The organism is Streptomyces sp. NRRL S-337 (genome assembly GCF_000720175.1).
Lineage (GTDB): Bacteria > Actinomycetota > Actinomycetes > Streptomycetales > Streptomycetaceae > Streptomyces > Streptomyces siderophoricus.
This window is the reverse complement of sequence record NZ_JOIX01000001.1, coordinates 233,867-254,626: the sequence shown is the minus strand read 5'-3', so window position 1 is coordinate 254,626 and position 20,760 is coordinate 233,867. Positions and strand designations below refer to the sequence as shown.

24 protein-coding genes are annotated in these 20,760 nt (G+C 70.9%); 11 read left to right on the top strand and 13 right to left on the bottom strand.

Annotated elements, in window-relative coordinates:
* Positions 1-84: 84 nt before the first annotated feature.
* The 4 genes from IG62_RS0101120 (at position 85) to IG62_RS0101105 (ending at position 4,391) form a co-directional block, all read left to right on the top strand.
* Positions 85-975, top strand: a complete 891-nt coding sequence (locus IG62_RS0101120; RefSeq protein WP_030796357.1) for an enoyl-CoA hydratase — start codon at positions 85-87, stop codon at positions 973-975.
* Positions 975-2,153 (top strand): acyl-CoA dehydrogenase family protein, encoded by a 1,179-nt coding sequence (locus tag IG62_RS0101115; protein ID WP_030796355.1) that lies wholly within the window; start codon positions 975-977, stop codon positions 2,151-2,153. The genes IG62_RS0101120 and IG62_RS0101115 overlap by 1 nt, the downstream gene beginning before the upstream one ends.
* Positions 2,153-3,211, top strand: coding sequence for an acyl-CoA dehydrogenase family protein (locus IG62_RS0101110; RefSeq protein WP_030796353.1), 1,059 nt, complete (start codon positions 2,153-2,155; stop codon positions 3,209-3,211). Before IG62_RS0101115 ends, IG62_RS0101110 begins: the two co-directional genes overlap by 1 nt.
* Before the next feature lie 106 nt (positions 3,212-3,317).
* Positions 3,318-4,391: an acyl-CoA dehydrogenase family protein gene (locus IG62_RS0101105; protein WP_078871727.1), complete on the top strand. Its 1,074-nt coding sequence runs from the start codon at positions 3,318-3,320 to the stop codon at positions 4,389-4,391.
* A gap of 41 nt (positions 4,392-4,432) precedes the next feature.
* On the opposite strand, the gene IG62_RS0101100 is transcribed toward IG62_RS0101105, so the two are convergent.
* Positions 4,433-4,780 (bottom strand): helix-turn-helix transcriptional regulator, encoded by a 348-nt coding sequence (locus IG62_RS0101100; protein WP_037837622.1) that lies wholly within the window; start codon positions 4,778-4,780, stop codon positions 4,433-4,435.
* A 219-nt stretch (positions 4,781-4,999) separates the two neighbouring features.
* Here IG62_RS0101100 and IG62_RS0101095 point away from each other — a divergent pair, with 219 nt between their 5' ends.
* A complete protein-coding gene (locus IG62_RS0101095) occupies positions 5,000-5,359 on the top strand; it encodes an STAS domain-containing protein (protein ID WP_051797382.1) in 360 nt (119 codons plus the stop codon).
* Positions 5,360-5,367: 8 nt separating this feature from the next.
* Here the strand turns inward: IG62_RS0101095 and IG62_RS0101090 are convergent, their stop codons facing one another.
* Together IG62_RS0101090 and IG62_RS0101085 are read right to left on the bottom strand one after the other, a co-directional pair.
* Positions 5,368-6,216 (bottom strand): patatin-like phospholipase family protein, encoded by an 849-nt coding sequence (locus IG62_RS0101090; RefSeq protein ID WP_030796345.1) that lies wholly within the window; start codon positions 6,214-6,216, stop codon positions 5,368-5,370.
* 107 nt (positions 6,217-6,323) lie between these two features.
* On the bottom strand, positions 6,324-7,367 hold the full coding sequence (locus tag IG62_RS0101085) for a saccharopine dehydrogenase family protein (protein ID WP_030796344.1): 1,044 nt from the start codon (positions 7,365-7,367) through the stop codon (positions 6,324-6,326).
* A 101-nt stretch (positions 7,368-7,468) separates the two neighbouring features.
* Between IG62_RS0101085 and IG62_RS0101080 the strand changes: the two genes are divergently transcribed.
* Positions 7,469-8,596: a helix-turn-helix domain-containing protein gene (locus tag IG62_RS0101080; protein ID WP_107052878.1), complete on the top strand. Its 1,128-nt coding sequence runs from the start codon at positions 7,469-7,471 to the stop codon at positions 8,594-8,596.
* Here the strand turns inward: IG62_RS0101080 and IG62_RS0101075 are convergent.
* The gene (locus IG62_RS0101075; protein WP_030796340.1) at positions 8,518-9,135 is read right to left on the bottom strand and encodes a TOPRIM nucleotidyl transferase/hydrolase domain-containing protein; all 618 of its coding nucleotides are present in this window, start codon (positions 9,133-9,135) and stop codon (positions 8,518-8,520) included. The two genes, IG62_RS0101080 and IG62_RS0101075, sit on opposite strands and share 79 nt — an antisense overlap.
* 96 nt (positions 9,136-9,231) lie before the next feature.
* Here IG62_RS0101075 and IG62_RS0101070 point away from each other — a divergent pair, with 96 nt between their 5' ends.
* Positions 9,232-9,726, top strand: coding sequence for a GNAT family N-acetyltransferase (locus IG62_RS0101070; protein WP_030796337.1), 495 nt, complete (start codon positions 9,232-9,234; stop codon positions 9,724-9,726).
* Positions 9,727-9,741: 15 nt separating this feature from the next.
* On the opposite strand, the gene IG62_RS0101065 is transcribed toward IG62_RS0101070, so the two are convergent.
* The 3 genes from IG62_RS0101065 to IG62_RS0101050 form a co-directional block, all read right to left on the bottom strand.
* Positions 9,742-10,071, bottom strand: a complete 330-nt coding sequence (locus tag IG62_RS0101065) for a hypothetical protein (RefSeq protein ID WP_030796334.1) — start codon at positions 10,069-10,071, stop codon at positions 9,742-9,744.
* Between the two features lie 82 nt (positions 10,072-10,153).
* Entirely contained in the window at positions 10,154-10,816 is a 663-nt protein-coding gene (locus IG62_RS0101055; protein ID WP_030796330.1) for a response regulator, read from the bottom strand.
* Entirely contained in the window at positions 10,813-11,988 is a 1,176-nt protein-coding gene (locus IG62_RS0101050; protein WP_051797380.1) for a sensor histidine kinase, read from the bottom strand. Before IG62_RS0101050 ends, IG62_RS0101055 begins: the two co-directional genes overlap by 4 nt.
* A 208-nt stretch (positions 11,989-12,196) precedes the next feature.
* Between IG62_RS0101050 and IG62_RS0101045 the strand changes: the two genes are divergently transcribed.
* Positions 12,197-13,117 (top strand): ABC transporter ATP-binding protein, encoded by a 921-nt coding sequence (locus IG62_RS0101045; RefSeq protein WP_030796324.1) that lies wholly within the window; start codon positions 12,197-12,199, stop codon positions 13,115-13,117.
* Entirely contained in the window at positions 13,114-13,938 is an 825-nt protein-coding gene (locus IG62_RS0101040; protein ID WP_030796320.1) for an ABC transporter permease, read from the top strand. The genes IG62_RS0101045 and IG62_RS0101040 overlap by 4 nt, the downstream gene beginning before the upstream one ends.
* A gap of 69 nt (positions 13,939-14,007) precedes the next feature.
* Here IG62_RS0101040 and IG62_RS0101035 read toward each other — a convergent pair whose 3' ends face one another.
* From IG62_RS0101035 to IG62_RS0101025, 3 genes are all read right to left on the bottom strand, one after another.
* A complete protein-coding gene (locus IG62_RS0101035) occupies positions 14,008-15,066 on the bottom strand; it encodes a DMT family transporter (RefSeq protein WP_420711036.1) in 1,059 nt (352 codons plus the stop codon).
* Entirely contained in the window at positions 15,063-15,671 is a 609-nt protein-coding gene (locus IG62_RS0101030) for a TetR/AcrR family transcriptional regulator (protein WP_030796314.1), read from the bottom strand. The genes IG62_RS0101035 and IG62_RS0101030 overlap by 4 nt, the downstream gene beginning before the upstream one ends.
* Before the next feature lie 174 nt (positions 15,672-15,845).
* Positions 15,846-16,982, bottom strand: coding sequence for a DUF4185 domain-containing protein (locus IG62_RS0101025; RefSeq protein WP_030796311.1), 1,137 nt, complete (start codon positions 16,980-16,982; stop codon positions 15,846-15,848).
* 506 nt (positions 16,983-17,488) lie between these two features.
* Between IG62_RS0101025 and IG62_RS42955 the strand changes: the two genes are divergently transcribed.
* Complete coding sequence (locus IG62_RS42955) at positions 17,489-18,013, top strand: hypothetical protein (protein WP_051797378.1); 525 nt, start codon at positions 17,489-17,491, stop codon at positions 18,011-18,013.
* A gap of 214 nt (positions 18,014-18,227) precedes the next feature.
* On the opposite strand, the gene IG62_RS0101015 is transcribed toward IG62_RS42955, so the two are convergent.
* Entirely contained in the window at positions 18,228-18,635 is a 408-nt protein-coding gene (locus tag IG62_RS0101015) for a winged helix-turn-helix transcriptional regulator (RefSeq protein WP_030796307.1), read from the bottom strand.
* Positions 18,636-18,819: 184 nt separating this feature from the next.
* Between IG62_RS0101015 and IG62_RS0101010 the strand changes: the two genes are divergently transcribed.
* Positions 18,820-19,398, top strand: coding sequence for an SRPBCC domain-containing protein (locus tag IG62_RS0101010; protein WP_234326128.1), 579 nt, complete (start codon positions 18,820-18,822; stop codon positions 19,396-19,398).
* Positions 19,399-19,495: 97 nt separating this feature from the next.
* Here IG62_RS0101010 and IG62_RS43925 read toward each other — a convergent pair whose 3' ends face one another.
* Positions 19,496-19,681, bottom strand: coding sequence for a CGNR zinc finger domain-containing protein (locus IG62_RS43925; RefSeq protein ID WP_420711040.1), 186 nt, complete (start codon positions 19,679-19,681; stop codon positions 19,496-19,498).
* Positions 19,682-19,736: 55 nt separating this feature from the next.
* The gene (locus tag IG62_RS0101005; RefSeq protein WP_234326126.1) at positions 19,737-20,648 is read right to left on the bottom strand and encodes a GNAT family N-acetyltransferase; all 912 of its coding nucleotides are present in this window, start codon (positions 20,646-20,648) and stop codon (positions 19,737-19,739) included.
* Positions 20,649-20,760: the final 112 nt, after the last annotated feature.

Below are 20,760 nucleotides of genomic sequence, written 5' to 3'. Positions count from 1 at the left end.
GCGGGCGTCCCGGCGGATCGACTTCTCGACGGCCGAGGGCCCGTACGTTAACCTACCAAACAATTGTTAGGGAAGGAGGGGCGGATGTCCGCTGCCCGCACTGCGTCCTTGGGGCCCGTCCGCTACGAACGCCAGGGGCCCGTCGCCCTGGTCACGATGGACCGGCCCGACTACCGCAACGCCCAGAACTCCGCGATGACCTACGCCCTGGACCGGGCCTTCTACCGCGCGGCCGACGACGACGAGGTGAAGGTCGTGGTGCTCGCCGGGGCGGGCAAGCACTTCTCGGCCGGCCATGACATCGGCACCCCGGAGCGGGATGCCCATCTGCCGTTCGACCGCAAGGCCGGGCTCTGGTGGGACCACTCGGACAAGGAGGGCACCGAGAGCCGCTACGCGCGTGAGTCCGAGGTCTATCTCGGTATGTGCCGCCGCTGGCGCGAGTTGCCCAAGCCGGTCATCGCCGCCGTCCAAGGGGCGTGCGTGGCGGGCGGTTTGATGCTCGCCTGGGTCTGCGACCTGATCGTCGCCGCCGAGGACGCCTTCTTCGCGGACCCGGTGGTGCGGATGGGCATTCCGGGGGTGGAGTACTTCGCCCACCCGTGGGTGATGCCGCCGCGGATCGCCAAGGAGTTCCTCTTCACCGGCGACCGGATGACCGCCCGCCGGGCATACGAGGTGGGCATGGTCAACCGGGTCGTCCCGCGCGAGCAACTGCACGACACCGTAAGCGAGTTGGCGCTGCGCATCGCGGAGATGCCGCGGCTGGGACTGGCACTGACCAAGCGCGCGGTCAATCAGGCCGAGGATCTGCAGGGCCTGCACACCGGGCTGGACTCCGTCTTCGGACTGCACCACGTGGCGCATGCACACAACGCCGAGGTCGCACGGGACTCGCTGGGCGGCATGGACATCCACGCCATGCGGCGACATGCCGAGGGGCGCCCCTCCTCCCCCGGAAAGGCCTCCGGCTGATGGACCTGGACTTCACGGCGGCGGAGGACGCGTTCCGCGCCGAGGCCCGCGCCTGGCTCGCCGCCCAAGTGCCACCGGCGCCGCTGCCCTCACTGGAGACCGCCGAGGGTTTCGCCGCACACCGGGAGTGGGAGCGCACGCTGTTCGCGGACCGCTGGTCGGTGGTCTCCTGGCCCGAGGAGTACGGCGGCCGGGGCGCCTCGATCCTTCAGTGGCTGATCTTCGAGGAGGAGTACTACGCGGCCGGCGCGCCCGGCCGGGTCAGCCAGAACGGCATCAACCTCCTGGCACCCACCCTCTTCGAGCACGGCACACAGGAGCAGCGGGCCCGGATCCTGCCGCCCATGGCGAGCGGCGAGGCGATCTGGGCCCAGGCCTGGTCCGAGCCGGAGTCCGGCTCCGACCTCGCCTCGCTGCGCTCCACGGCCGCGCGGACCGACGGCGGCTGGTTGCTGAACGGCCAGAAGACCTGGTCGTCCCGGGCCGCCTTCGCCGACCGGGCATTCGGTCTCTTCCGCAGCGACCAGGACGGCCTGGCGACGGGCAAGCCGCACCGGGGGCTGACGTATCTGATGTTCCCGCTGGACGCGGACGGCGTGACCGTACGGCCCATCGGCCGCCTCGACGGCAAGCCCGCCTTCGCCGAACTGTTCCTCTCGGACGTCTTCGTGCCGGACCAGGACGTGATCGGCGAGCCCGGCCAGGGCTGGCGGGTCGCGATGAGCACGGCGGGCAACGAGCGCGGGCTGACGCTGCGCAGCCCGGGCCGCTTCACGGCCGCCGCCGAGCGGCTGACCGCGCTGTGGCGCGACCACGCCGACCCGGCCGACACCGCACTGCGCGACCGGGTCGCCGACGCGGTGATCCGCGCCCGCGCGTACCAGCTCTTCACCTATGCCAACGCGTCGAGGATCGCGGCGGGAAGTGCCATCGGCGCCGAGTCGAGCCTCAACAAGGTCTACTGGTCGGAACTGGACATCGCCCTCCACGAGACCGCGCTCGACCTGCTCGGCCCCTACGGCGAGCTGTCGGACGAGGCCGAGGAGGCGCCCGCGCACGGAAGCTGGTCCGAGGGCTACACGTTCTCCCTCGCCGGGCCGATCTACGCCGGCACCAACGAGATCCAGCGCGACATCATCGCCGAGCGGCTGCTCGGTCTTCCGAAGGGACGCCAGTGATGCGGTTCCTCCTCGACGACGAGCAGCGGGATTTCGCCCGCTCGCTCGACGCCATGCTCACGGCCGCGGACACCCCGGCGGTCGTACGGGCCTGGGCGGCCGGGGACACTGCTCCCGCCCGCGCCGTCTGGGCCCGGCTGGCCGAGGCCGGAGTGTTCGCCCTGGCCGTACCGGAACGACACGACGGGATCGGCTCGCTGCCGACCGAACTCGCCGTGGCCTTCAACGAGTTGGGCCGTCATGCGGTGCCGGGCCCCGTGGTCGAAACGGTCGCCGCGGCGGCCCTGCTGGACCGGCTCGGCACGCTCGGCGACGAGGCGGCGGCCGCCACCTGGCTGCCGGGCATCGCGTCCGGCAAGACCGCCGCCTCGCTGTGCCTGATCTCCGGGCCCGGCGCTGGATCCGGCTCCGGGCCCGCCTCCGGGTCCGGATTCGGATTCGGATTCGGCGAGAGCCCGTACGCCCTGGACGCCGACTCCGCCGACGCGGTCTTCGTCGTCGACGGCGACACCGTCCGTCTGACGGAGGTGGCCGGGCCGGTGCAGCCGTCCGCCGACCCCGCGCGCCGACTGTCCCGGCCGCTCGGCGGCACCGTACTGGCGCGCGGTCCACGGGTGTCCGCCGCGGCCGCGCACGCCGCCGAGGTCGCGGCCCTGGCGACGGCGGCGCAGGCCCTCGGGCTGGGCCGGGCGCTGCTGGCCCGGACGGTCGCCTACGCCCGGCAGCGCACCCAGTTCGGAGTCCCGATCGGCTCGTTCCAGGCCGTGAAGCACCGTCTCGCCGACGCGCTGATCGCCCTGGAGTTCGCCGAGCCACTGGTGCACGCCGCAGCCCTGGCGCTGGCCGCGAACGCGGAGTCGTCGGGCGCCGAGATCGCGGCGGCCAAGGTGTCCGCCTGCGAGGCCGCCTGTTCTGCGGCCCGCACCGCCCTCCATCTGCACGGCGCCCTCGGCTACACCGAGGAGCCGGACCTCTCCCTCTGGATCCGCAAGGCCCGTGCACTGCGTGGCGCCTGGGGAACCCCGGCCGCCTGCCGCGCCCGCGTCCTCGCCCCCTGAGTCCGAGGATTCCCACGCCCCCGCTCCCCGGTGCGCAGGGGCGGAGCACCGGCCTCGACAAAGGCGCACCGGGTGACCGGGCGCGCGAACGGAAAGGAGCAGACGAATGCGACTGACGGAGGAACAGGAAGAACTGCGGTCCGCCGTGCGTTCGCTGCTCGCACGCCACGAGGGTCCGGCAGCCTGGCGGCCCCTGACCGAGCAGATCGGCGTCGCGGGACTCGCCGTCCCCGAGGAGTACGGTGGCGCGGGCTGCGGGGCCCGGGAGGTCCACGCCCTGCTGGAGGAGTTGGGGCGAACGCTGAGCCCCGTCCCCTACCTCGGCTCCGCGGTGCTCACGGTGCAGGCGCTGCTCGCCGCCGGTGACGAGGCGGTCTGCGCGCGGCTGCTGCCGCCTCTCGCCGAGGGCCGCGCGGTGGGGAGCCTGGCGTGGGCCGAGCAGGGGTCCTGGGACCCGGCGTCGATCCGGGCCGAGGCCGCCCCCGGTCCCGACGGGACCTGGCGGATCACCGGGACCAAGGAGCATGTGCTGGACGGGGCCGAGGCCGACGTGCTGCTCGTGGCGGCTCGTACGGCCGCCGGGGTCTCGCTCTTCGAAGTGGCCGTGGACAGCCCGGGACTCCGCCGCGACGCCGTGGTCACCATGGACCAAACCCGGGCCCAGGCATGTGTGCTGCTCGACGCCGCCGAGGGCCGGCTCATCGGCACGGACGGCGAGGGCGACCGCGTCCTGGCGCACGTCCTGAACCTGGCCTGCGCGGCGCTCGCCGCCGAACAGGTCGGCGCGGCCGAGCGGGCCCTGGAGCTCACGGTCGCCTACGCCAAGGAACGCATCCAGTTCGGCCGGCCCATCGGCTCCTTCCAAGCGGTGAAGCACCGACTGGCGGACGCGTACGTCCTCGTGGAGTCGGCGCGCTCGGCCGCACTCGGTGCTGCCTTCGCGGCCGCCGAGGACTCACCCGAGCTGACCCGCTACGCGGCCGTCGCCAAGTCCGTCTGCTCTGAGGCCCTTTCCACGGTGGCGGGCGAGATGGTCCAACTGCACGGCGGCATCGGCATCACCTGGGAGCACGACGCCCACCGCTTCCTCAAGCGCGCACACAGCGCGGCCCAGCTCTTCGGCCCGCCGACCTGGCACCGACACCGACTGTCCGCCGACCTGGGGTTGACCGTGGCCTGAGCCGAAACGTCTCGTCCCGCACCGCACACGGGCGGCCGGCCCTACCGATCGGCCTGCGCATCGGCCCACGTGGTCGGCTGGCCGCTGCGGCGGGCTTCGTCCTGGACCAGGAGCGAGAGCAGGGAGGCGACGGTGAGCCCGGCTTCCGCCGGGTGCCGCAGGACCTTCCCTGCCTCGATCCGGTAGGTGTTCGTGCGTCCCTCGCGCTTGTGGGACAAGTATCCGTTTTGCTCAAGGTCAGCAATGATCCGTTGGACGGCGCGCTCGGTGAGCCGACAGTGCGCGGCGATGTCGCGGATGCGGGCGTTCGGGTCATCCGCGATGGCCGCCAGCACGCGCGCGTGGTTGGTGATGAACGTCCATCCGTTGTGAGGGTCAGGCACTCCCATGAGGCAATCTTAAGGCGCCCTTGGCCGACACTGAATACATGACATATATTTCGTGTACTGCGTTGCGTGTGTTGATGTTCCGGCGTCGGCAGGTCTCCGAAGGAGGGCTACGAGGTGGATGCTCGGGAAAAGGCGGTTGCGACAGGCCGCGCCTGGAGGACGCAGCCATGCACGCAACCCGAGAAGTCAGGCAGCGACCCGGCGAGTTCGCCATGTCTCGTGCGGATCTACAGCGATCCCGAGACCGATGAGACCGTGGTGGCACTGCGCGGCGAGATCGACTACGGCTGCGAGGAGACCCTCGAAACCTCCCTCACCAGCGCATTGAACTCCTCTGACCACGGAATCGCGATCGACCTCAGCAAGGTCTCCTTCTGGGCGTGCTCCAGCGTGAAGGTCCTCCTCGCCGTCCGTCAGCTGGCGCTGCGGCACGGCAAGACCGTCTCCCTCCTGGCAACCAGCCCCATCGCGCACCGCGTACTCGAACTGACCGACGCCCTGCAGCTCTTCACCACCCGCACGGACGCCACCTTCCGCGTCCCCCCTCAGCCGACGTCCCCGTGGGGCCCCGCGCTCTGACGCGGCGATCAGCCCCCGTCAGCCTCTCCCCACTCGGATCGGAGCCGCCCACCGACGTCGTCCGCCTGGCGAAGGCCCGCCTGATACGCCGGTTCCCAGGCAGCCCGGTCATTCAGGTCCGAGCCGAAAGCACGCACGGAGGCCGGATCGGGACCGATGGTCAGCACGGTTTTCGCCCCCACGAGCGCCAACTCCTGATCGAGCAGTGCGCGGGGATACAGGTGCGCCATCGGCTCCATCACCACCAGTGTGCGGGCTCCGACCGCGAGATCGGCGTTGGTGCCCGACCGCAGCGCACCGTCGATGTACCGCCGGCCGTTGATGGCAACCGGCGGCGCCGCCCCGGGGAATGCGCTGCTCGCCGCCACGGCGTGCACCAACGGTACGCCGCTGTCGCGGTCCCACACCACGGGCTCACCGGTGGTGGCGTCCACCGCGGTGATCAGCAGCCGACGGTCCGGCCACACGTGCGCGCCGATCAGGGCGCCCCGCCCCGCGATCAGCGCTTCCTCGGCCTCCTGGTCGGCACCGTCGAGCGCGAGCCGACCCACTCGGCGCCTGGCCTCCCCGGGCTCCAGGCTACGGTCACCGAGCACAGCGAACACCGCGCCCATCCGCCCAGGATCGACCTCGGGCCGACGACCGGCTGGTCGAGCCGGAACCGTCGCGACCCGCCCGAGGTCCTGCCCCGTGGCGAGCAGCGCAGCGACGATCGCGCCGGCCGACGTGCCGACGAACAGGTCGGCCTTCCCCAGATCCACCCCATCGCGGTGCAACCCGCAGGCCAGCCCGGCCATCCAGGCCGTGCCCACGGGACCTCCGCTGCCCAGGACCAGTCCCCGGTCGAATGAGTGCATTACCCTCTCCCCCTTGATGGAAAAACAGTCGTACCTGACCACGAAGTGTCGCAACTCCATGATCCCCGGGATGGGTTGGGGGTGAGCACGCGTAAGGCGGCCGCCGGCTACTGGTCCGGGGACGGGTCGAACTCGACCGTGAGGTGGGGAGACAACGCGCGGAGGAAGTCAGCGGCGTCGAAGATCTCGCCGGGTGCCGCGGCCCCGGCCGTTTTGACGCGTCCGTCGAGAATGCGGCGGATCGCTTCGACCACCAGGGGCGCGCTGACGGCGTAGATGTCCTGGCCGCGGGCGGTGGCGCGCCGTTCGGTGTGGCCGGCGCGTGCGACCACCTCGACCAGGAAGGTCTGAGGTGAGCGCCCTCTGGCGTCGATGGGGACCGGAGGTTCGGCATCCGGGGCCAGGACGTCCCTGACCGCAGCGGCCGTCATGTACGTGTGGAGGTGCTGGACGGGGAGGTGGCGGGAGATGGTGATGCTGTCCGCCGTGGTGAACTCGGCGACCACGGTCTGCTTGCCCAAGGGAGGGGGAAAGACCCATTGGGTGGTCGGGGCCTGGTCGGTCCGCAATTCGAGGCCGGTGTTGGTGTGGACGAGGCGACGGCCGTTGCGGCGCTGCCGGGAAACCTGGCTGGAGGCGCGGGTCCCGGCCGTGGGGTGCCAACTGCTCAGTGCGTAGGCGAGGGACACCTCGTCGGCCGAGGGCCAATCGCCCAGTGCGGCGGTGGTCAACAGGTCGCCGAGGGCGCCGAAGAATGCCATCGCGGGGATGACGGGGAGGCCGGCGGCGCGCGCCGGCTCCGTGTAGTGCGCGAAGGTGTCGGCGACGGCCTCCACCTCGCCTGCGACGTCCGCGTACGGAATCCGGGCGGCCAGTGCCGCCTCGATCACGGGGGCCGCCGTGGTGGTGAAGGGGCCGGCGCAGTTGATCACGGCCGCCGTGCCGGCCAGCGCGCGGTCGAGGGAGCCGGGGTCTTCGACGGACGCCGGCCGCACGTCGAGGCCGGGGTGGGCCCGGGCGAGTTCCTCCAGTCGTTCGGCGTCACGTCCGGTCAGGACGGGGCGCAGGCCGCGTTCGAGGAGCTCCGCCACCACGAAGCGTCCGGTATGGCCATAGGCGCCGAAGACCGCCACCTGGGGATGGGATCGCATACGTCCTCCTGTTGTCACCGAGTGATCTCCCGCGGACAGCGTGCCTGCGGCGGAGCGGAACGACGAGCGGCAGGAATGCCATGCCTCGTACAGTTCCGGACATGACTACCGTTGCCCCGGCCACGAACACGGTCGCGCTCGCCGTCACGGACGGGGTGCGCCACTTCGAACTCGCCGCGCCCTGTGAGGTGTTCGGCGTCGACTGGTCCGGCATAGCCGATCCCTGGTACGAGTTGACGGTCTGCGGGCCGGCCGGCGCCCGGGTCGGTGGACACTTCCGGCTCGAACCCGACCGAGGACTGGACCGGCTGCCGGATGCCCGGACCGTGATCGTCCCCGCCTACGCGCACATCGACGAGGAACCGCCCGGCGAACTGATCGACGCGGTCCGCGCGGCACACCAGGCCGGTGCCCGGGTGGTCTCGCTGTGCACCGGGGCGTTCGTCCTGGCCGCCGCCGGCCTGCTGGACGGACGGCGCGCCACCACACACTGGGCCCATGCCAAGGCCCTGGCCACCCGGTACCCCGCCGTGCACGTCGATCCGGACGTGCTCTACGTCGACGACGGCGACGTGCTCACCTCCGCGGGCAAGGCCGCGGCCATGGATCTGTGCCTGCACCTCGTCCGGCTCGACCACGGCTCGGCGATCGCCAACGCAGTGGCCCGCAACCTGGTCGTGCCACCCCATCGCCCCGGAGGCCAGGCACAGTTCGTCACCACACCCCTCCCCGACCCCCGCCCCCACCCGCTCGCCGCCCTGTTCCCCTGGGTCCTGGCCCGCCTCGACCAGCCGCTGACGGTCCAGGACCTCGCCCGCCAGGCGAACATGAGCCCACGCCACCTGGCCCGGCACTTCCACGCCGTCACCGGCACCACGCCACTACGCTGGTTGCACACCCAACGCATCCACCGCGCCCAAGAACTCCTGGAAAACTCCGACGACAGCATCGACGCCATCGCCACCGTCACCGGCATGGGTACCGCCGCCTCACTGCGCCGGCACTTCAACCGCACGCTCGGCGTACCTCCGGACACCTACCGACGCACCTTCCGCCAACGCCATGACACGGCAGGCGGCAGCGTCCCGACGCCCTTCCACCGAGGCACTGCTACCGACGCCCTTCCCCCGAGCTCGGCGTCGCCCAGCGCTCAGAGGCTGGTGAGCAGGCCGTCGAGTGGCGCCGGTACGCGCTCGGGGTCGAGGGCCTCGACGAGGACGCGGCCGTAGTGGATCTTGCGGCCCTTCTTCGTGCCGAGGAAGCGCCGCAACTGCTGCTGGGCGGCGCGGCCCCGCTGGGCGGGCTGGCGCAGGAAGGTCCGCAGGGCGCGCAGGTCGCCCTCCGCCCGGACCAGCTCCTCCATCCTCGTCGCGCCCAGCGCGCGGATGAGCTCGTCCTCCAGATCCGCCGCGCAGACGAAGAACCCTGGCTGTGCTGCATCGGACTGCCCGAAGGCGCGGGCGTAATAGCGGCGTTCCGCCTCGTCGCACAGTCCCGTGAGGCGGAGGCCCAGGCCGGCGGGCCCGAGGAGGCGGGCGAAACGGCCGACGCTCATCGCACCGCCCATCGGCAGGACGCAGATTCCTTCGGCCGCCAGGTCCCGGCCGCGGCGCGCGGCCAGCGCACTGACCGCTGCGGCGTCGCTCAGCCCTTCGAGCAGGACCACCGCCCGGACGGGCAGTCGCGCGGCGACCTCGCGCGCGAGGTCGCCGGGGCCACCGGCAGCCCACGCGGTAACCGCCTCCTGAAACGACCCCATGTCAGCCATGGGAGGAGTCTCCGCCCTTCCCGGCCGCCAGGGTAGGGAATTTCCGCGCCCGAAAGGGAGTTGCCACGGGCCGCATCCGGGCGGCAGGCTCCCTGCATGATCGAGTTGCGGGTGCTGACGGCGGACGACTGGACCGTGTGGCGAGAGTTGCGGATCGCCGCGCTCACGGACGCGCCTGAGGCGTTCGGGTCCCGGCTCGCGGACTGGCAGGGCGAGGGTGACCGCGAGGAGCGATGGCGCGGTCGGCTGAGCATCCCCGGTTCCCACCATCTCGCCGCCGTACTCGACGGCAAGCCGGTCGGGATGATCAGTGGCGTCCCGGGCCCGGACAATGGTGTCGTCGAGCTGATCTCGATGTGGGTCAGCAAGGACGCGCGGGGGCAGGGCGTGGGAGATCACCTGCTCGGGGCGGTGGAACAGTGGGCGCGGCGGATGCGAACCGGAACCTTGCAACTCGCGGTCCGGCCCGGCAACGAGAACGCCATCGCGCTCTACCGGCGCAACGGATTTCACGACACCGGGCCGGTGGGTGAGGTGCTGCCGGACGGACGCAGGGAGCACATCATGGTCAAGAGGCTCGCTGTCAGATGACTTCGAGGTTCGCCATCATTCCCATGTCTTCGTGTTCGGCGTTGTGGCAGTGGACGGTGACATCGGAACGGGCGGGGTCGAACGGAAGGAGCCCAGCCGGTTGACGATCCGGACGCGGCTGCCGACCGGGACACCCGAGAAGTCGATGATGACGTCGTAGCGTTCGCCCGGCGCGATCGGCAGGAGTCGGTGGGTGACCGGCGCCGCGAGGAGCCCCTGGTCGGCGCCTATCTGGACGAGATCGAGCAGGCGTCCGTCGTCGCCGACCGCTTCGAGTGCGTAATGCCGGGCGTTGGAGGCGTTCAGGACGCGCAGCCGGTATCGGGCCGCGTCGACCTCGTGCACGGGCCACGGAGCACCATTGACCAAGATCACGTCACCGAGGACGCCCTGGTCGCTGTGTGCGCCGCGGGGTCCGGGCAGGCGATCAGCGGGGCGGCGTGACGAGCCCCATCTCGTAAGCGGTGATGACGAGTTGGACCCGGTCCCGGGCGTCCAGTTTGGTGAGCAGTCGTGACACATGCGACTTGGCGGTGGCCACCGTGATGAAGAGGTCCTCCGCGATCTCGGGGTTCGACCGGCCGCGTCCGACCAGGGTCAGTACTTCCCGTTCCCGCTCGGTGATGCCGTCGACCGGCCGCGGGGAGCGCGTCGGGGCGGCCTCGGGGCCCTTGGCGAAGTCCGCGATCAGACGGCGCGTCACCCCTGGCGCGATCAGTGCGTCACCCGCGGCGACCACGCGGATCGCCGCGAGGATGTCGTCCAGCGCCATGTCCTTGACCACGAAGCCGCTCGCGCCGGCCCGGAGTGCGCCGTAGACATGGTCGTCCTCGTCGAAGGTGGTCAGGACGAGCACGCGGGTCGGTGCCGGGCCGGCGGTGATCAGGCGGGTGGCCTCGATCCCGTCCATGCCGGGCATCCGGATGTCCATCACCACGACGTCGGGGCGGAGGTCGCCGACGAGCCGGACCGCTTCTGAGCCGGTGGCGGCCTCACCGACGACTTCCAGGTCGGGGTGGTCGGCCATGATCACGCGCAGACCGGACCGCACCAGCGGCTGGTCGTCGGCGAGCAGTACCCGGACGGTCATCGGGCCTCCACCGGAACGGCGACGGGCGCGGGCAGCGGCAGCCGGGCTGCTACCCGGTAACCGCCCTCGGGGCGCGGGCCCGTGCTGAGCCGGCCGCCCAGCAGACCGACCCGCTCGCGCATGCCGATGAGGCCGAAACCGTGGGCCGAGCCGTTGCCCGTGACCCCACGCCCCTCGTCGACGACCTCCACGAACAGCTCCTCGTCCCCGTGGCCGATCACCACCCGGCAACGCCCGGTGCCGGCGTGGCGGACCACGTTGGTCAGCGCCTCCTGCACGATGCGGTAGGCGGACAGGTCGATGTCGGCGGGCAGCGGGCGATCATCGCCGGTTCGGCGCACGTCGACGCGTACCCCCGCGTCCGCGGTCGCCGCCGCCAGCCGCTCGATGTCCGCCAGCCCCGGCGCGGGTGCGAGCGGGGACTGCTGCGAGGCGCTCGCGCCCCGTTCGGCCTGACGCAGCGACACCAGGGTGCGCCGAAGTCCCGACAGGGTCTCCCTGCTGGTGGCCTCGATGGCGCGCAGCGCCTCGCGGGCCTCCGCCGGCTGGGTCTGGATGACCCGGCTGCCCACACCGGCCTGGATGGCGATGATGCCGATGCTGTGCGCGACCATGTCGTGCAACTCCCGTGCGATCCGCAGCCGTTCGGCGGTCACGGCCTCGGCCACCTCCTGCGAACGCAGCGCCACCGCGTGCTCGCGGCGCTCGCGGCGGAGCAGACCGGCGATGCAGGAGGCGACCATCGCCAGCAGAGCGATCAGTCCGTTGACGCTCAGGCTGTCCCCGTGCGCGAAGAGGCCGATCACCAGGAACTGCACGACGAAGGACACCGAAACGGCGACGATCGAAGCCCGCCGTGCGCAGTGCGCGACGAGGAAGCCCAGGACGAGGTCCACCGCCAGAAACGACAGGAACTGGCCCTGGTACGCCACCGCCAGGCTCCTGTGGAGGGAGCTCGGAGTGCCCACCACCACGGCGGTGGATCCGAAGAGTGCCAGGGCCAGAGCCAGCAGCGGCCTGCGCCGCAGCACGCCGACGAGCAAGCTCACGGCCAGCAGTGCCCCGACCCCCTGGACCGTCCCCGAAGCGCGCGGCGCGCCCCCCACCAGCAGACCCACCATGAGGAGGTAGAAGACACCTCCCGCCCAGGCCACGGCCTTCGTTCTCGTCATGGGCGGCATGTCCTCTTGCGGACCGGGCCGCGGTGCGCAACGCGCGCAGGCAGCACAGTGATCGTTATGCGGTTCACGCCGCGAGACTAACCGGTCACCACCCGCGCGGCATCAACCCGGGGACGTACGCCCACGGGCCAACCCGGCCGCACGATTGCCGTCCACGGCCCCATGCCCGGACGGGGGTCCGCTCGGCAGTGTGGGTGCCGTGATCGAAGTCAGCGAACTCACCAAGCAGTACGGCGACAAGACGGCCGTCGACCGTCTGTCCTTCACCGTCCGGCCCGGCCAGGTCACCGGATTCCTCGGCCCCAACGGAGCCGGCAAGACCACCACCCTGCGGATGATCCTCGGGCTGGACGCGCCCACCACCGGCACCGCCACCGTCAACGGCGTCCCCTTCCGCCACCACCCGCGCGGGCTGCGGCACGTCGGCGCCCTCCTGGACGCCGGCCAGGTCCACGGCGGACGCAGCGCCGCGGCCCATCTGGCCGCCCTGGCCCGCAGCAACGGCATCCCGCGGCGCCGGGTGGCCGAGGTGCTTCAGGAGGTGGGGCTGGCCGAGGCGGCGAACCGCCGCATCGGCGGATTCTCCCTCGGCATGAAGCAGCGGCTGGGCATCGCCACCGCCCTGCTCGGCGACCCGCCGGTGCTCATGTTCGACGAGCCGATCAACGGCATGGACCCGGAGGGTGTGCGGTGGGTACGCCGACTCTTCCGGCGCCTGGCGGCCGAGGGGCGCACGGTCTTCCTCTCCAGCCACCTGATGTCGGAGATGGAGAACACCGCCGACCAGCTGGTCGTCATCGGCCGGGGTTCCCTCATCGCCGCCGAGTCGGTACGGGACTTCGCGGCCCGCGGCACCCGTCGCTGCGTCGTGGTCGCCACACCGCAGGCCACCGAACTGGCAGCCGTGCTGACCTCGGCGGGCGCCTCCATCGAGCGGGAGGGCTCGGCCGGCGCCGAGAAGCTCGCCGTGACCGGACTCCCGGCGGACCGCATCGGAGCACTCGCCTTCGAGAACCGCATCCAGCTGGACGAACTCACCACCCGCACCGCCTCACTGGAGGCGGCCTTCATGGAACTCACCGCCGACAGCACCGAATACCTGGCAGGACAGCCCCGATGACCACACTCACCTCCGTCCCCCGGTCCGCCCCCGTCGACGCGCCGCCCGTCCGCTTCCGCGACCTGCTCGCCTCCGAGTGGCTCAAGATGCGGTCCCTGCGCTCCACTCCGTGGACGATCGCCCTCACCGTCCTGTTCGTCCTCGGGTCCACCGCCGTGGCCACGCTGGCGGACAAGGCCGCGGGTTCCGGTCCCGCTGATTTCCGGCCCTTCGACGCCTACCCGCCGGCCGGCTACTGGACGTTGATACTCGTGGCCAGCAGCATGGGCGCCCTCACCGTCGTGAGCGAGTACAGCAGCGGACTGATCCGCACCACCACCGTGGCCGTCCCCGCCCGCGGCTCGGTCGTACTGGCCAAGGCGGCCGTCACCGCCGCGCTGTGGACCGCGATCGGCACGGCCGTCTCCACCGGTTGCTTCCTGGTCTCCCAGGCCCTTGTGAACGGGCGGCACGCCGGGGTCCCGATCACCCACCCCGGGGTGTTTCGGCCGCTGGTGGCCACCGCGTTGCTGGCCCCGGTCTGCGCACTCGTGGGCCTGGGGCTCGGCGTGCTGCTCCGGCACGCCGCCGCGACCATGATCACCAGCGTCTTCGTCCTGCTGATGCTGCCCACCATGTTCTCGGACAGCAACCGCTGGTCGGCGGACATCAAACACGCGATGGTGTCGGCTGCCTGGAACCGCCTGATCGAGAACTGGGAGCCCGATCCCCACTCCCTGGGCTACTCGGCCACGGTCCCCGGCTCCTGGGTCGTGTACGTGCTCTGGCCGCTGATCACGGTCGCACTCGCCGTGTTCGTCGTGCGGCGCCGCGACGTGTGAACGGCCCTCCAGGGCGCGCACCTCGCGCCCTGGAGCCACGCTCCGGGAGCGCCGCTCACGGCGACGAACTCAGTGCGTGGAACCCGGTCCGCTCCCGGTGGGTACGGAGGATGCGGTGACGTGGACCGAAGCGCCGCCGGGCCGTGCGGTGACAGGGCCCCCGGCGCCGGTGGTGGTCGTTGTGATGATCGCTCGCGGCTGCCGGGCCGTCCGTGGCGGCGTGGTGAGCACGGCCAGACAGCCGACGACCGAGGCGATACCGATCCATCCCAGCAAGGGGAGACGTTCACCGACGATCAGCACGGCCAACACGGCCGCGACGGCCGGTTCCAGCAGCGAGAGCGTGGTCGCGGTGCTCGCGGGGACGTGCGCCAGGCCCCAGCCGAACAGGACGTAGCCGATGAGCATGGGGACCAGGGCCATGTAGGCGCCGACGGCCGCGTTCGACCACGAGCTGAGGAGCGGGGCGCCGGTGGCCAGCAGCACGGGCAGGAGCAGCACCCCGCCGATTCCGAAGACGGTGCCCATGGCCGCGCCGGAGGAGACACCGCGGCCGATCAGCCGGTGTGCCGCCCAGGAATACAGGGCGTAGGTGAGTCCGGCCACCAATCCCAACCCCACACCGAGCACGGTCATCCGCACGGACCCTGCCCCGGATACGGAGCGCGCCTCGGCCGCTTCGGCGACACACAGCAGCACCGTCCCCGACATCCCCAGGGCGGCGCCGAGCAGCCAGCGGCGCGTCAGCCGGCGCCCGTCCACGACGCGCTCGATCAGGGCCGAAGCCAGCGGGGCCGAGCCGATCGACACGACCGTCCCGGCAGCGACCCCGGCCAGGTGCATGGAGCTGTAGAACGCCAGAGGGTAGAGCGCCACGGCCATCGCCCCGAGCAGCACCACACCGCGCTGCGCACGCAGGCGGGGCACCTCCCGGGCGATACGAGGGGCGGCTATCAGGGCCTGCAGCAGTCCGCCCAGGCCCATGGCGACGGCCCCGATCGCGAGGGGGCCCACGGCTGGGGCGAACGTCGCCGCGGTGCCCGTGGTGCCCCACAGCGCCGACGCGACGAGCACGCACAGCGACCCCACGGCCACCGAGCCGGCCGGGTGTCCGCCGGCCCGCCTCACAGCCGGTCCAGCAGGTCCGCCGCCATCGTCCGCGCATGCTCCAGACGCGTGCCCTCGCCCTCCAGCCCGGCGCGCGCCATCGCGCCTTCCAGCAGGAACGCCAGATGCTCCGCCACCGCACGAGCCTCCTCCGGCCGCCCGGGCAGCAATTCCTCCACATGCCCGGCGAGCAGCGACTCGACCTCCTCCTTGTGCCGGCGCACCACGGCCCGCCCCTCGTCCCCGGCGGGCAGCTCGGCGGCGGCATTGAGCAGACCGCACCCCCGGAAGCCGTGCTCATAGGCGAAGGCCGCGTGATCGGCGTACGCGTCGAAGACGGCGAGCACGCCGCCGCGCGCGTCCCGGGCCTCTTCCAGTCGCCTCCGGTAGAGGCCCCTCCACTCCTCGTGCCGCGCATCGAGGTAGGCCCTCACCAGGTCGGCCTTGGAGGAGAAGTTGTTGTACAGGCTCATCTTCGCCACGCCCGCCTCGGCGGTGATCGTGTCGATCCCTGTCGCTGAGACCCCGTCCGCGTAGAAGCGGCGCGATGCGGCGCTGAGCAGGCGCTCGCGCGCAGCCCCTCGCCGCCTCCCGGGCCGGGCCGCCTCGGTGCCGGACGTACTCATCAGCTTCCCTCCCAGCTACTAGGTAGGTCAGTCTACCTAGTAGCTGGCAAGAGGTGCCACGCCCGCGGACAGCGGCAGTCACGCGCACCCTCGGAGCCCGTCCTGACCTGGGCAATTGCCGCCGAGGTGGCCGGGCGCCGCCGCTCAACGACGGCGCCCACGACATCCCCTACCTCAAGACAACATATTGATCTTGTACTGCATGAACCGGTAGTTCCAGGGGTCGTACCACTGGCTGACGACGATGTGGAAGTTGCCGAAGGTCGAGCCCGGGATCACAAATCCGCCGTACGGGCTGGCGACGAAGTTGGCCGCCTCCTGCCCCGGGTTGCCGGGCAGGATCATCGTCTGCTCCAGCGTCCTGGTCAGGTCCGACGTCGGGAGCGCGAAGACCATCGCCCGGATCGACAACGGGCTCATGTTCAGCCATGTGAGGACGTACTTGCCGTCCATGGCGCGGAAGCAGATCTCGCCCCATTTACGCGTGCCGAAGACGGTCGTCGGGGGTGCGCCCCACCGCCAGTCGCCGTCCGCGTAACCCCACGGCTCGTAAGCGTCCGGATTGCCGAGGCTATCCTTCCGCACCCGGTGCAGCAGCATCCCCGATGCCACTTCGCGGTTGAAGACCGTGGACAGGACGTAGCAGTAGTCGCCCTCGGCCACGGCGTAGGTCTTCTGCTGGAACTGGCCGCCGTGCAGGTCACCCGGCCACTGGCACAGGTACTCCCAGGTCTCGCCGTTGTCGGTGGAGCGCCAGAAGTCCGTGTGGTGGGTGTCGTAGATGACGCCCCGCATGAGATGCATGTACATGACGCCGTCGACGACGAACACGTCGGACGGGATCGCCGTCGTGGCCTTGTCGCCGACCGGGTTGTGCGGCTCGTCGACCAGGCTGATTGCGTGATCCCCACCTACGCTGCCGTCGATGCGCAGGTTGTTCAGATCCGCACTGCTGGAGCGCAGGCCGACCGGGGCGCGCCAGTCGTCGGCGCCCTCGCCCGGCCGCGGTACATGGTCGCCGTTGAAGGTGTCACCGCCGACGAACAGCATGGTGCCGTTCGGACACAGCGCCGGGATGCCGAGGTCGGTCCACGGCGAGGCGAAGGGGCCGGTCTCGGCCGGGCCGCTCAGGTTCTTCACCTTGGTCGCGAAGGTCGGGCTGGACGGATCGTCCGGCCCACCGGCCACCGCCACCCCGGTACCCGAACCGACGGCCCCCGCCCCCACGGCGACACCGATCCCGATCTTGAGGAGCTTACGGCGGGAGTACCCGCCGGTCGTCGCGTCCTGCTCGCCCGATAAACGCGTCATTCTGCCGATGCCCTTTCAGAGTTGACACGTGCGCCGGATTGCCCTCGGTAGTGCTGTCCTTGGCGAGGGCCATGGCACACATGGAACAGGATCCCGCCCTTCGCGAGCGGGCGTGTGGCCTCCGGAAAAACGTGCACGATGGTGCTGCATCAGGACACGGGGGTGCGCTCGGGCAGCCTTCCCTCAACGACGTCCGTGGGCCCAACCGGCAGCTCTGCCACCGACTTGGCCCCATCCGGGGGCGCACGGCGTTGAATCGGTCAGGTCCGGCCTGATGGTTCATCACTTTTGGCAGGTCTGTCGGCCAGTGACGCTGTGTAGCGCCATCGGCGTGTTCTCCCGGATGGATGAGGATGAGACCGGCTCCGCCGCGCGGGGGAAAGGCTCAAGGCCTTGGTCACCTCGGACGATGAGTGATCTTCATTCCGGGGCTCGACGCCCTCGAATGCGGGCCGGTGGAAGCGTGACTCCTGTTCGCGATCACCAACTCATCAGGAGACCGGACCATGTCCGAATACGCCGCCCGCCGTCCAGGGATCGAAACTGCTGAAGTTCCGCCGCCGCCTAGGTGGGCCGTCCGATCCGCCTATGCCTCGGCGCTCTCCGCGACCGTCGGGTTCATCCCGCTCCACGCGGTCTGGGCGCTCGGCATTCCCCTGTGGGCGGACGAGAACAAGTTCCGGGAGTGGTACGCGGTCGGTGGCGGTCCGTACCTGTTTGTCCTCAGCGGCCTGGCCCTGCTGGCGGGCATCCTGGCGTTGAGCCTGGTCCGGCCGTGGGGTGTGATGTTCCCGAGCTGGACTCCGTACCTCGCCGGGCGCCGAGTTCCGCGCCGGACGCTCGCCGCCACGGCCTTCACCGTCTCGGCCTTCCTCCTCCTGTACACCCTCCGGGCCGCTGCGCGGACAATCAACGACTTCGACGACGACGGCATTTTCAGCCCCTGGATCGTCGTCTACGGCGTTCCCCAGTTCCTGGTGTGGGGTGTCGGCCTGTCCCTCGCCGCACACTCCTATCGCCGCCGCACATGACGTGGGCGCCAGGTTCCCTCTGGTGGGTCATGCGTGGAGCCACGGACGAATGGCCACGACGGTCACGGTGCCGTTGAAAGACGTACGCTCTGTCGTCGAAACGCATGGCCACGGCCCGAGAGACCTTCAACCGATCGATCAGCCGGTCCCAACGGGATGCGCAGCAGGATCACCCGCTGCCTCACTGCGTCGCGGGGCCGGCTTCCCCGCTGCCTCACTGCGTCGCGGGGCCGGCTTCGTCGAACTCCTCGCGGTTACGGACGATTTCGATCTGGTGCTCCTGTACCCAGCGCACCACATGCGTGACGGTGTCGCTGAGCGATCGCCCCAGCGGGGTGAGCGTGTATTCGACGCGCGGCGGCACTTCGGCGTAGGCAGTCCGCGTGATCAGTCCGTCGCGGGTCAGCGAGCGGAGCGTCTGGCTCAGCATCCGCTGGGAAATGCCGGCGATCCGTTCGTGCAAGGCCGTGAAGCGCAGCGGTCCGTCGGCGAGCGTGGTGATGACCAGGACGGTCCACTTGTCTCCGACGCGGGCGAGCACATCGCGCACGAGCTCGATGGTCGCCGCGCACTCCGGCGTGACCCCGGCGATCGCCAGCCGGGCACGCAGTGCGGAATCCACGGGTCTCTCCCCTTCCCTCCGAGTGCGTAGCTGACATGAAAGTGCGTTGCTGACATGAAAGTGCGTGAGCGCGAGGCCTTGATCGCAGCGACCACACCCCGTTACATACGGATAGTAACTAATGGGCGCTCGCCCGATCCGTCACGATGCCATGTGAGAAAACGCGATGCCATGTGAGGAAAAGTTGGCCACGAACACCGTCGGAATCGGTATCGCAGACGCCGCAGAGGCCGCAGAGGCCGCAGACGGAGCCACTGACGGGCAGGCCGTCAGCGCGGCCCCAGGGGTGCGGCACGACACCTTCACCGTCGGATTCTCTCTGACCGCACCTCCCAGCGCGGTGTTCGAGGCCTTCGCCGACACTCCGGTCCGGCGCCGGTGGTTCAAGCTGCCGGGCCGCCAGGTGTCGTACCGCCACGACTTCACCGTGAACGGCGGCGAGACGGCGACCAGCGTCTTCTTCACGGTTCCGGACGCACCGCCGGAACGACTCGCCTACCAATCCCGTTACCTCGACATCGCGTCGGGATCGAGGATCGTCTACGCGTACACGTCCTGCGTGGACGACGTGCCGCGCTGGACCTCGCTGGTGACCGTCGAGCTGCACCCGGAGGCCGACGGCACCCACCTGCGGTGGACCGAGCAAGCGGCCTTCCTCACCCCTTCCGCGGAGCCCGACCACGACTTCCCCCACCTGCGCGGCGCCACCCGCCTGCGGTTGAACGGGCTCGCGGTGGCTTTGACGGCCGCGGGACAGATTTGACCGCTGCGGGGCGATTTGTGACGGCCACGGAGCGAGTTTTTCGACCACGGGAGCGGGCCGCCACCCGTCCGCACAAGTGGAGTTGCCCCGTGGGACGTCAGGGGGTTCCCTCGGCCGTGGTCGAAGTGTGTCTGCGAGCTCGATAGGCCGCGGCCTTGACGCGGTTGCCGCACTCGTCCATCCCGCACCAGGTGCGCCGGGCGCCACGCGAACGGTCGAGGTAGATGCGAGTGCAGCCGGTACGGCCGCACTCCTTGAGACAGGCATGGGGATCGGCGAGCACGGCGATACCGCTTCTGGCCAGGTGAGAGAGCACTGCGACGAGGTTCGCTCACGCCTTAAGAACGGAGTTCTTTGCGGAAGACCGTGGAGCTGTGTCGGACCGTCATGCCCACGCGTAGATACAGGTCGAGCGCGCCGGTGTCCGAGTGCGTCCACAGCGTGCAGGAACGACGGCCCGCCCGGTGAAAGGCGCGGAACGTGTGGCGCAACAGCAGCCGGGCGATCCCCCGCCCGCGATGGTCACGGCGTACGGCGACCTGCTCCAGGTAGCCCTCGTCCGTGCCCGGCACGTCCAACGCCAGGGCGGCACCGACCAGTTGATCGCCGACGAAGGCCAGGGCCGACAGCGCCGGGGCGAATGCAGGCCGCTCGACGGTATGCGTGGCCCACTCCTCGTATGCCTGCCGCCGCTCCTGCCACTCGTCGAACGCATCCTGGACGAGCACATGCGCGGCGGGCCCGTCGCCGGCACGGAAGGGCCGCACCGTGACACCCGTCGGCGGCGGCTCGGGCACGGCAGGTTCCTCCCGCATGGCGAACTCCAGCAGCCACGACGTCACCAGCGGCTCGTAACCGCGCGAGCGCAGCAGCGCGACCGCACCCATGTCCGCGTCCGGCACCGTCTGCACGATGCCATCGCTGCCGACCTGCCGCGCCCGCGTCTGCGCCCAACCGAGCAATGCGACGCCCAGTCCCTGGCCTCGGTGCTGCGGATGCACGTCGATCTCGGAGCGCCGGTCCACCCAGGCCCGGGCCGCCAGACGCCCGGCCCGGTCATGAACGAGCACGGTATCCGACTCCAGCACCAGTCCCGGCCGCGCGAGATCGGCGGCAATGACCCCGGCATCGGTCCGCCCCCGCCCGTACACCTCCTCCTCGCAGGCCATGACCAAGGCGTGGATCGCCGGGACGTCGTGGACGCTCGCCGACCGCGAACGGTAGCCGGGCGGCAACGAAGGAACACTCATGGGCATCAACGATCCTTAGCTGCACGGCGATTGGCAATACAGGGCCTCATCGCGGCCCGCGCCTCATCCATGCCTCGTCAGGCCTCGTCAGGCCTCGCCCATGCCTCGTCGA

What these genes read in the sequence shown, in the direction of transcription:
- IG62_RS0101110 (WP_030796353.1), top strand. Translation starts at nt 2,153, where the DNA reads ATGCGGTTCCTCCTCGACGACGAGCAGCGGGATTTCGCCCGCTCGCTC.
- IG62_RS0101040 (WP_030796320.1), top strand. Translation starts at nt 13,114, where the DNA reads ATGACCACACTCACCTCCGTCCCCCGGTCCGCCCCCGTCGACGCGCCG.
- IG62_RS0101080 (WP_107052878.1), top strand. Translation starts at nt 7,469, where the DNA reads ATGACTACCGTTGCCCCGGCCACGAACACGGTCGCGCTCGCCGTCACG.
- IG62_RS0101050 (WP_051797380.1), bottom strand. Translation starts at nt 11,988, where the DNA reads ATGACGAGAACGAAGGCCGTGGCCTGGGCGGGAGGTGTCTTCTACCTC.
- IG62_RS0101105 (WP_078871727.1), top strand. Translation starts at nt 3,318, where the DNA reads ATGCGACTGACGGAGGAACAGGAAGAACTGCGGTCCGCCGTGCGTTCG.
- IG62_RS0101055 (WP_030796330.1), bottom strand. Translation starts at nt 10,816, where the DNA reads ATGACCGTCCGGGTACTGCTCGCCGACGACCAGCCGCTGGTGCGGTCC.
- IG62_RS0101025 (WP_030796311.1), bottom strand. Translation starts at nt 16,982, where the DNA reads ATGACGCGTTTATCGGGCGAGCAGGACGCGACGACCGGCGGGTACTCC.
- IG62_RS0101070 (WP_030796337.1), top strand. Translation starts at nt 9,232, where the DNA reads ATGATCGAGTTGCGGGTGCTGACGGCGGACGACTGGACCGTGTGGCGA.
- IG62_RS0101090 (WP_030796345.1), bottom strand. Translation starts at nt 6,216, where the DNA reads ATGCACTCATTCGACCGGGGACTGGTCCTGGGCAGCGGAGGTCCCGTG.
- IG62_RS0101120 (WP_030796357.1), top strand. Translation starts at nt 85, where the DNA reads ATGTCCGCTGCCCGCACTGCGTCCTTGGGGCCCGTCCGCTACGAACGC.
- IG62_RS0101115 (WP_030796355.1), top strand. Translation starts at nt 975, where the DNA reads ATGGACCTGGACTTCACGGCGGCGGAGGACGCGTTCCGCGCCGAGGCC.
- IG62_RS0101030 (WP_030796314.1), bottom strand. Translation starts at nt 15,671, where the DNA reads ATGAGTACGTCCGGCACCGAGGCGGCCCGGCCCGGGAGGCGGCGAGGG.
- IG62_RS0101085 (WP_030796344.1), bottom strand. Translation starts at nt 7,367, where the DNA reads ATGCGATCCCATCCCCAGGTGGCGGTCTTCGGCGCCTATGGCCATACC.
- IG62_RS0101005 (WP_234326126.1), bottom strand. Translation starts at nt 20,648, where the DNA reads ATGAGTGTTCCTTCGTTGCCGCCCGGCTACCGTTCGCGGTCGGCGAGC.
- IG62_RS0101100 (WP_037837622.1), bottom strand. Translation starts at nt 4,780, where the DNA reads ATGGGAGTGCCTGACCCTCACAACGGATGGACGTTCATCACCAACCAC.
- IG62_RS0101075 (WP_030796340.1), bottom strand. Translation starts at nt 9,135, where the DNA reads ATGGCTGACATGGGGTCGTTTCAGGAGGCGGTTACCGCGTGGGCTGCC.
- IG62_RS42955 (WP_051797378.1), top strand. Translation starts at nt 17,489, where the DNA reads ATGTCCGAATACGCCGCCCGCCGTCCAGGGATCGAAACTGCTGAAGTT.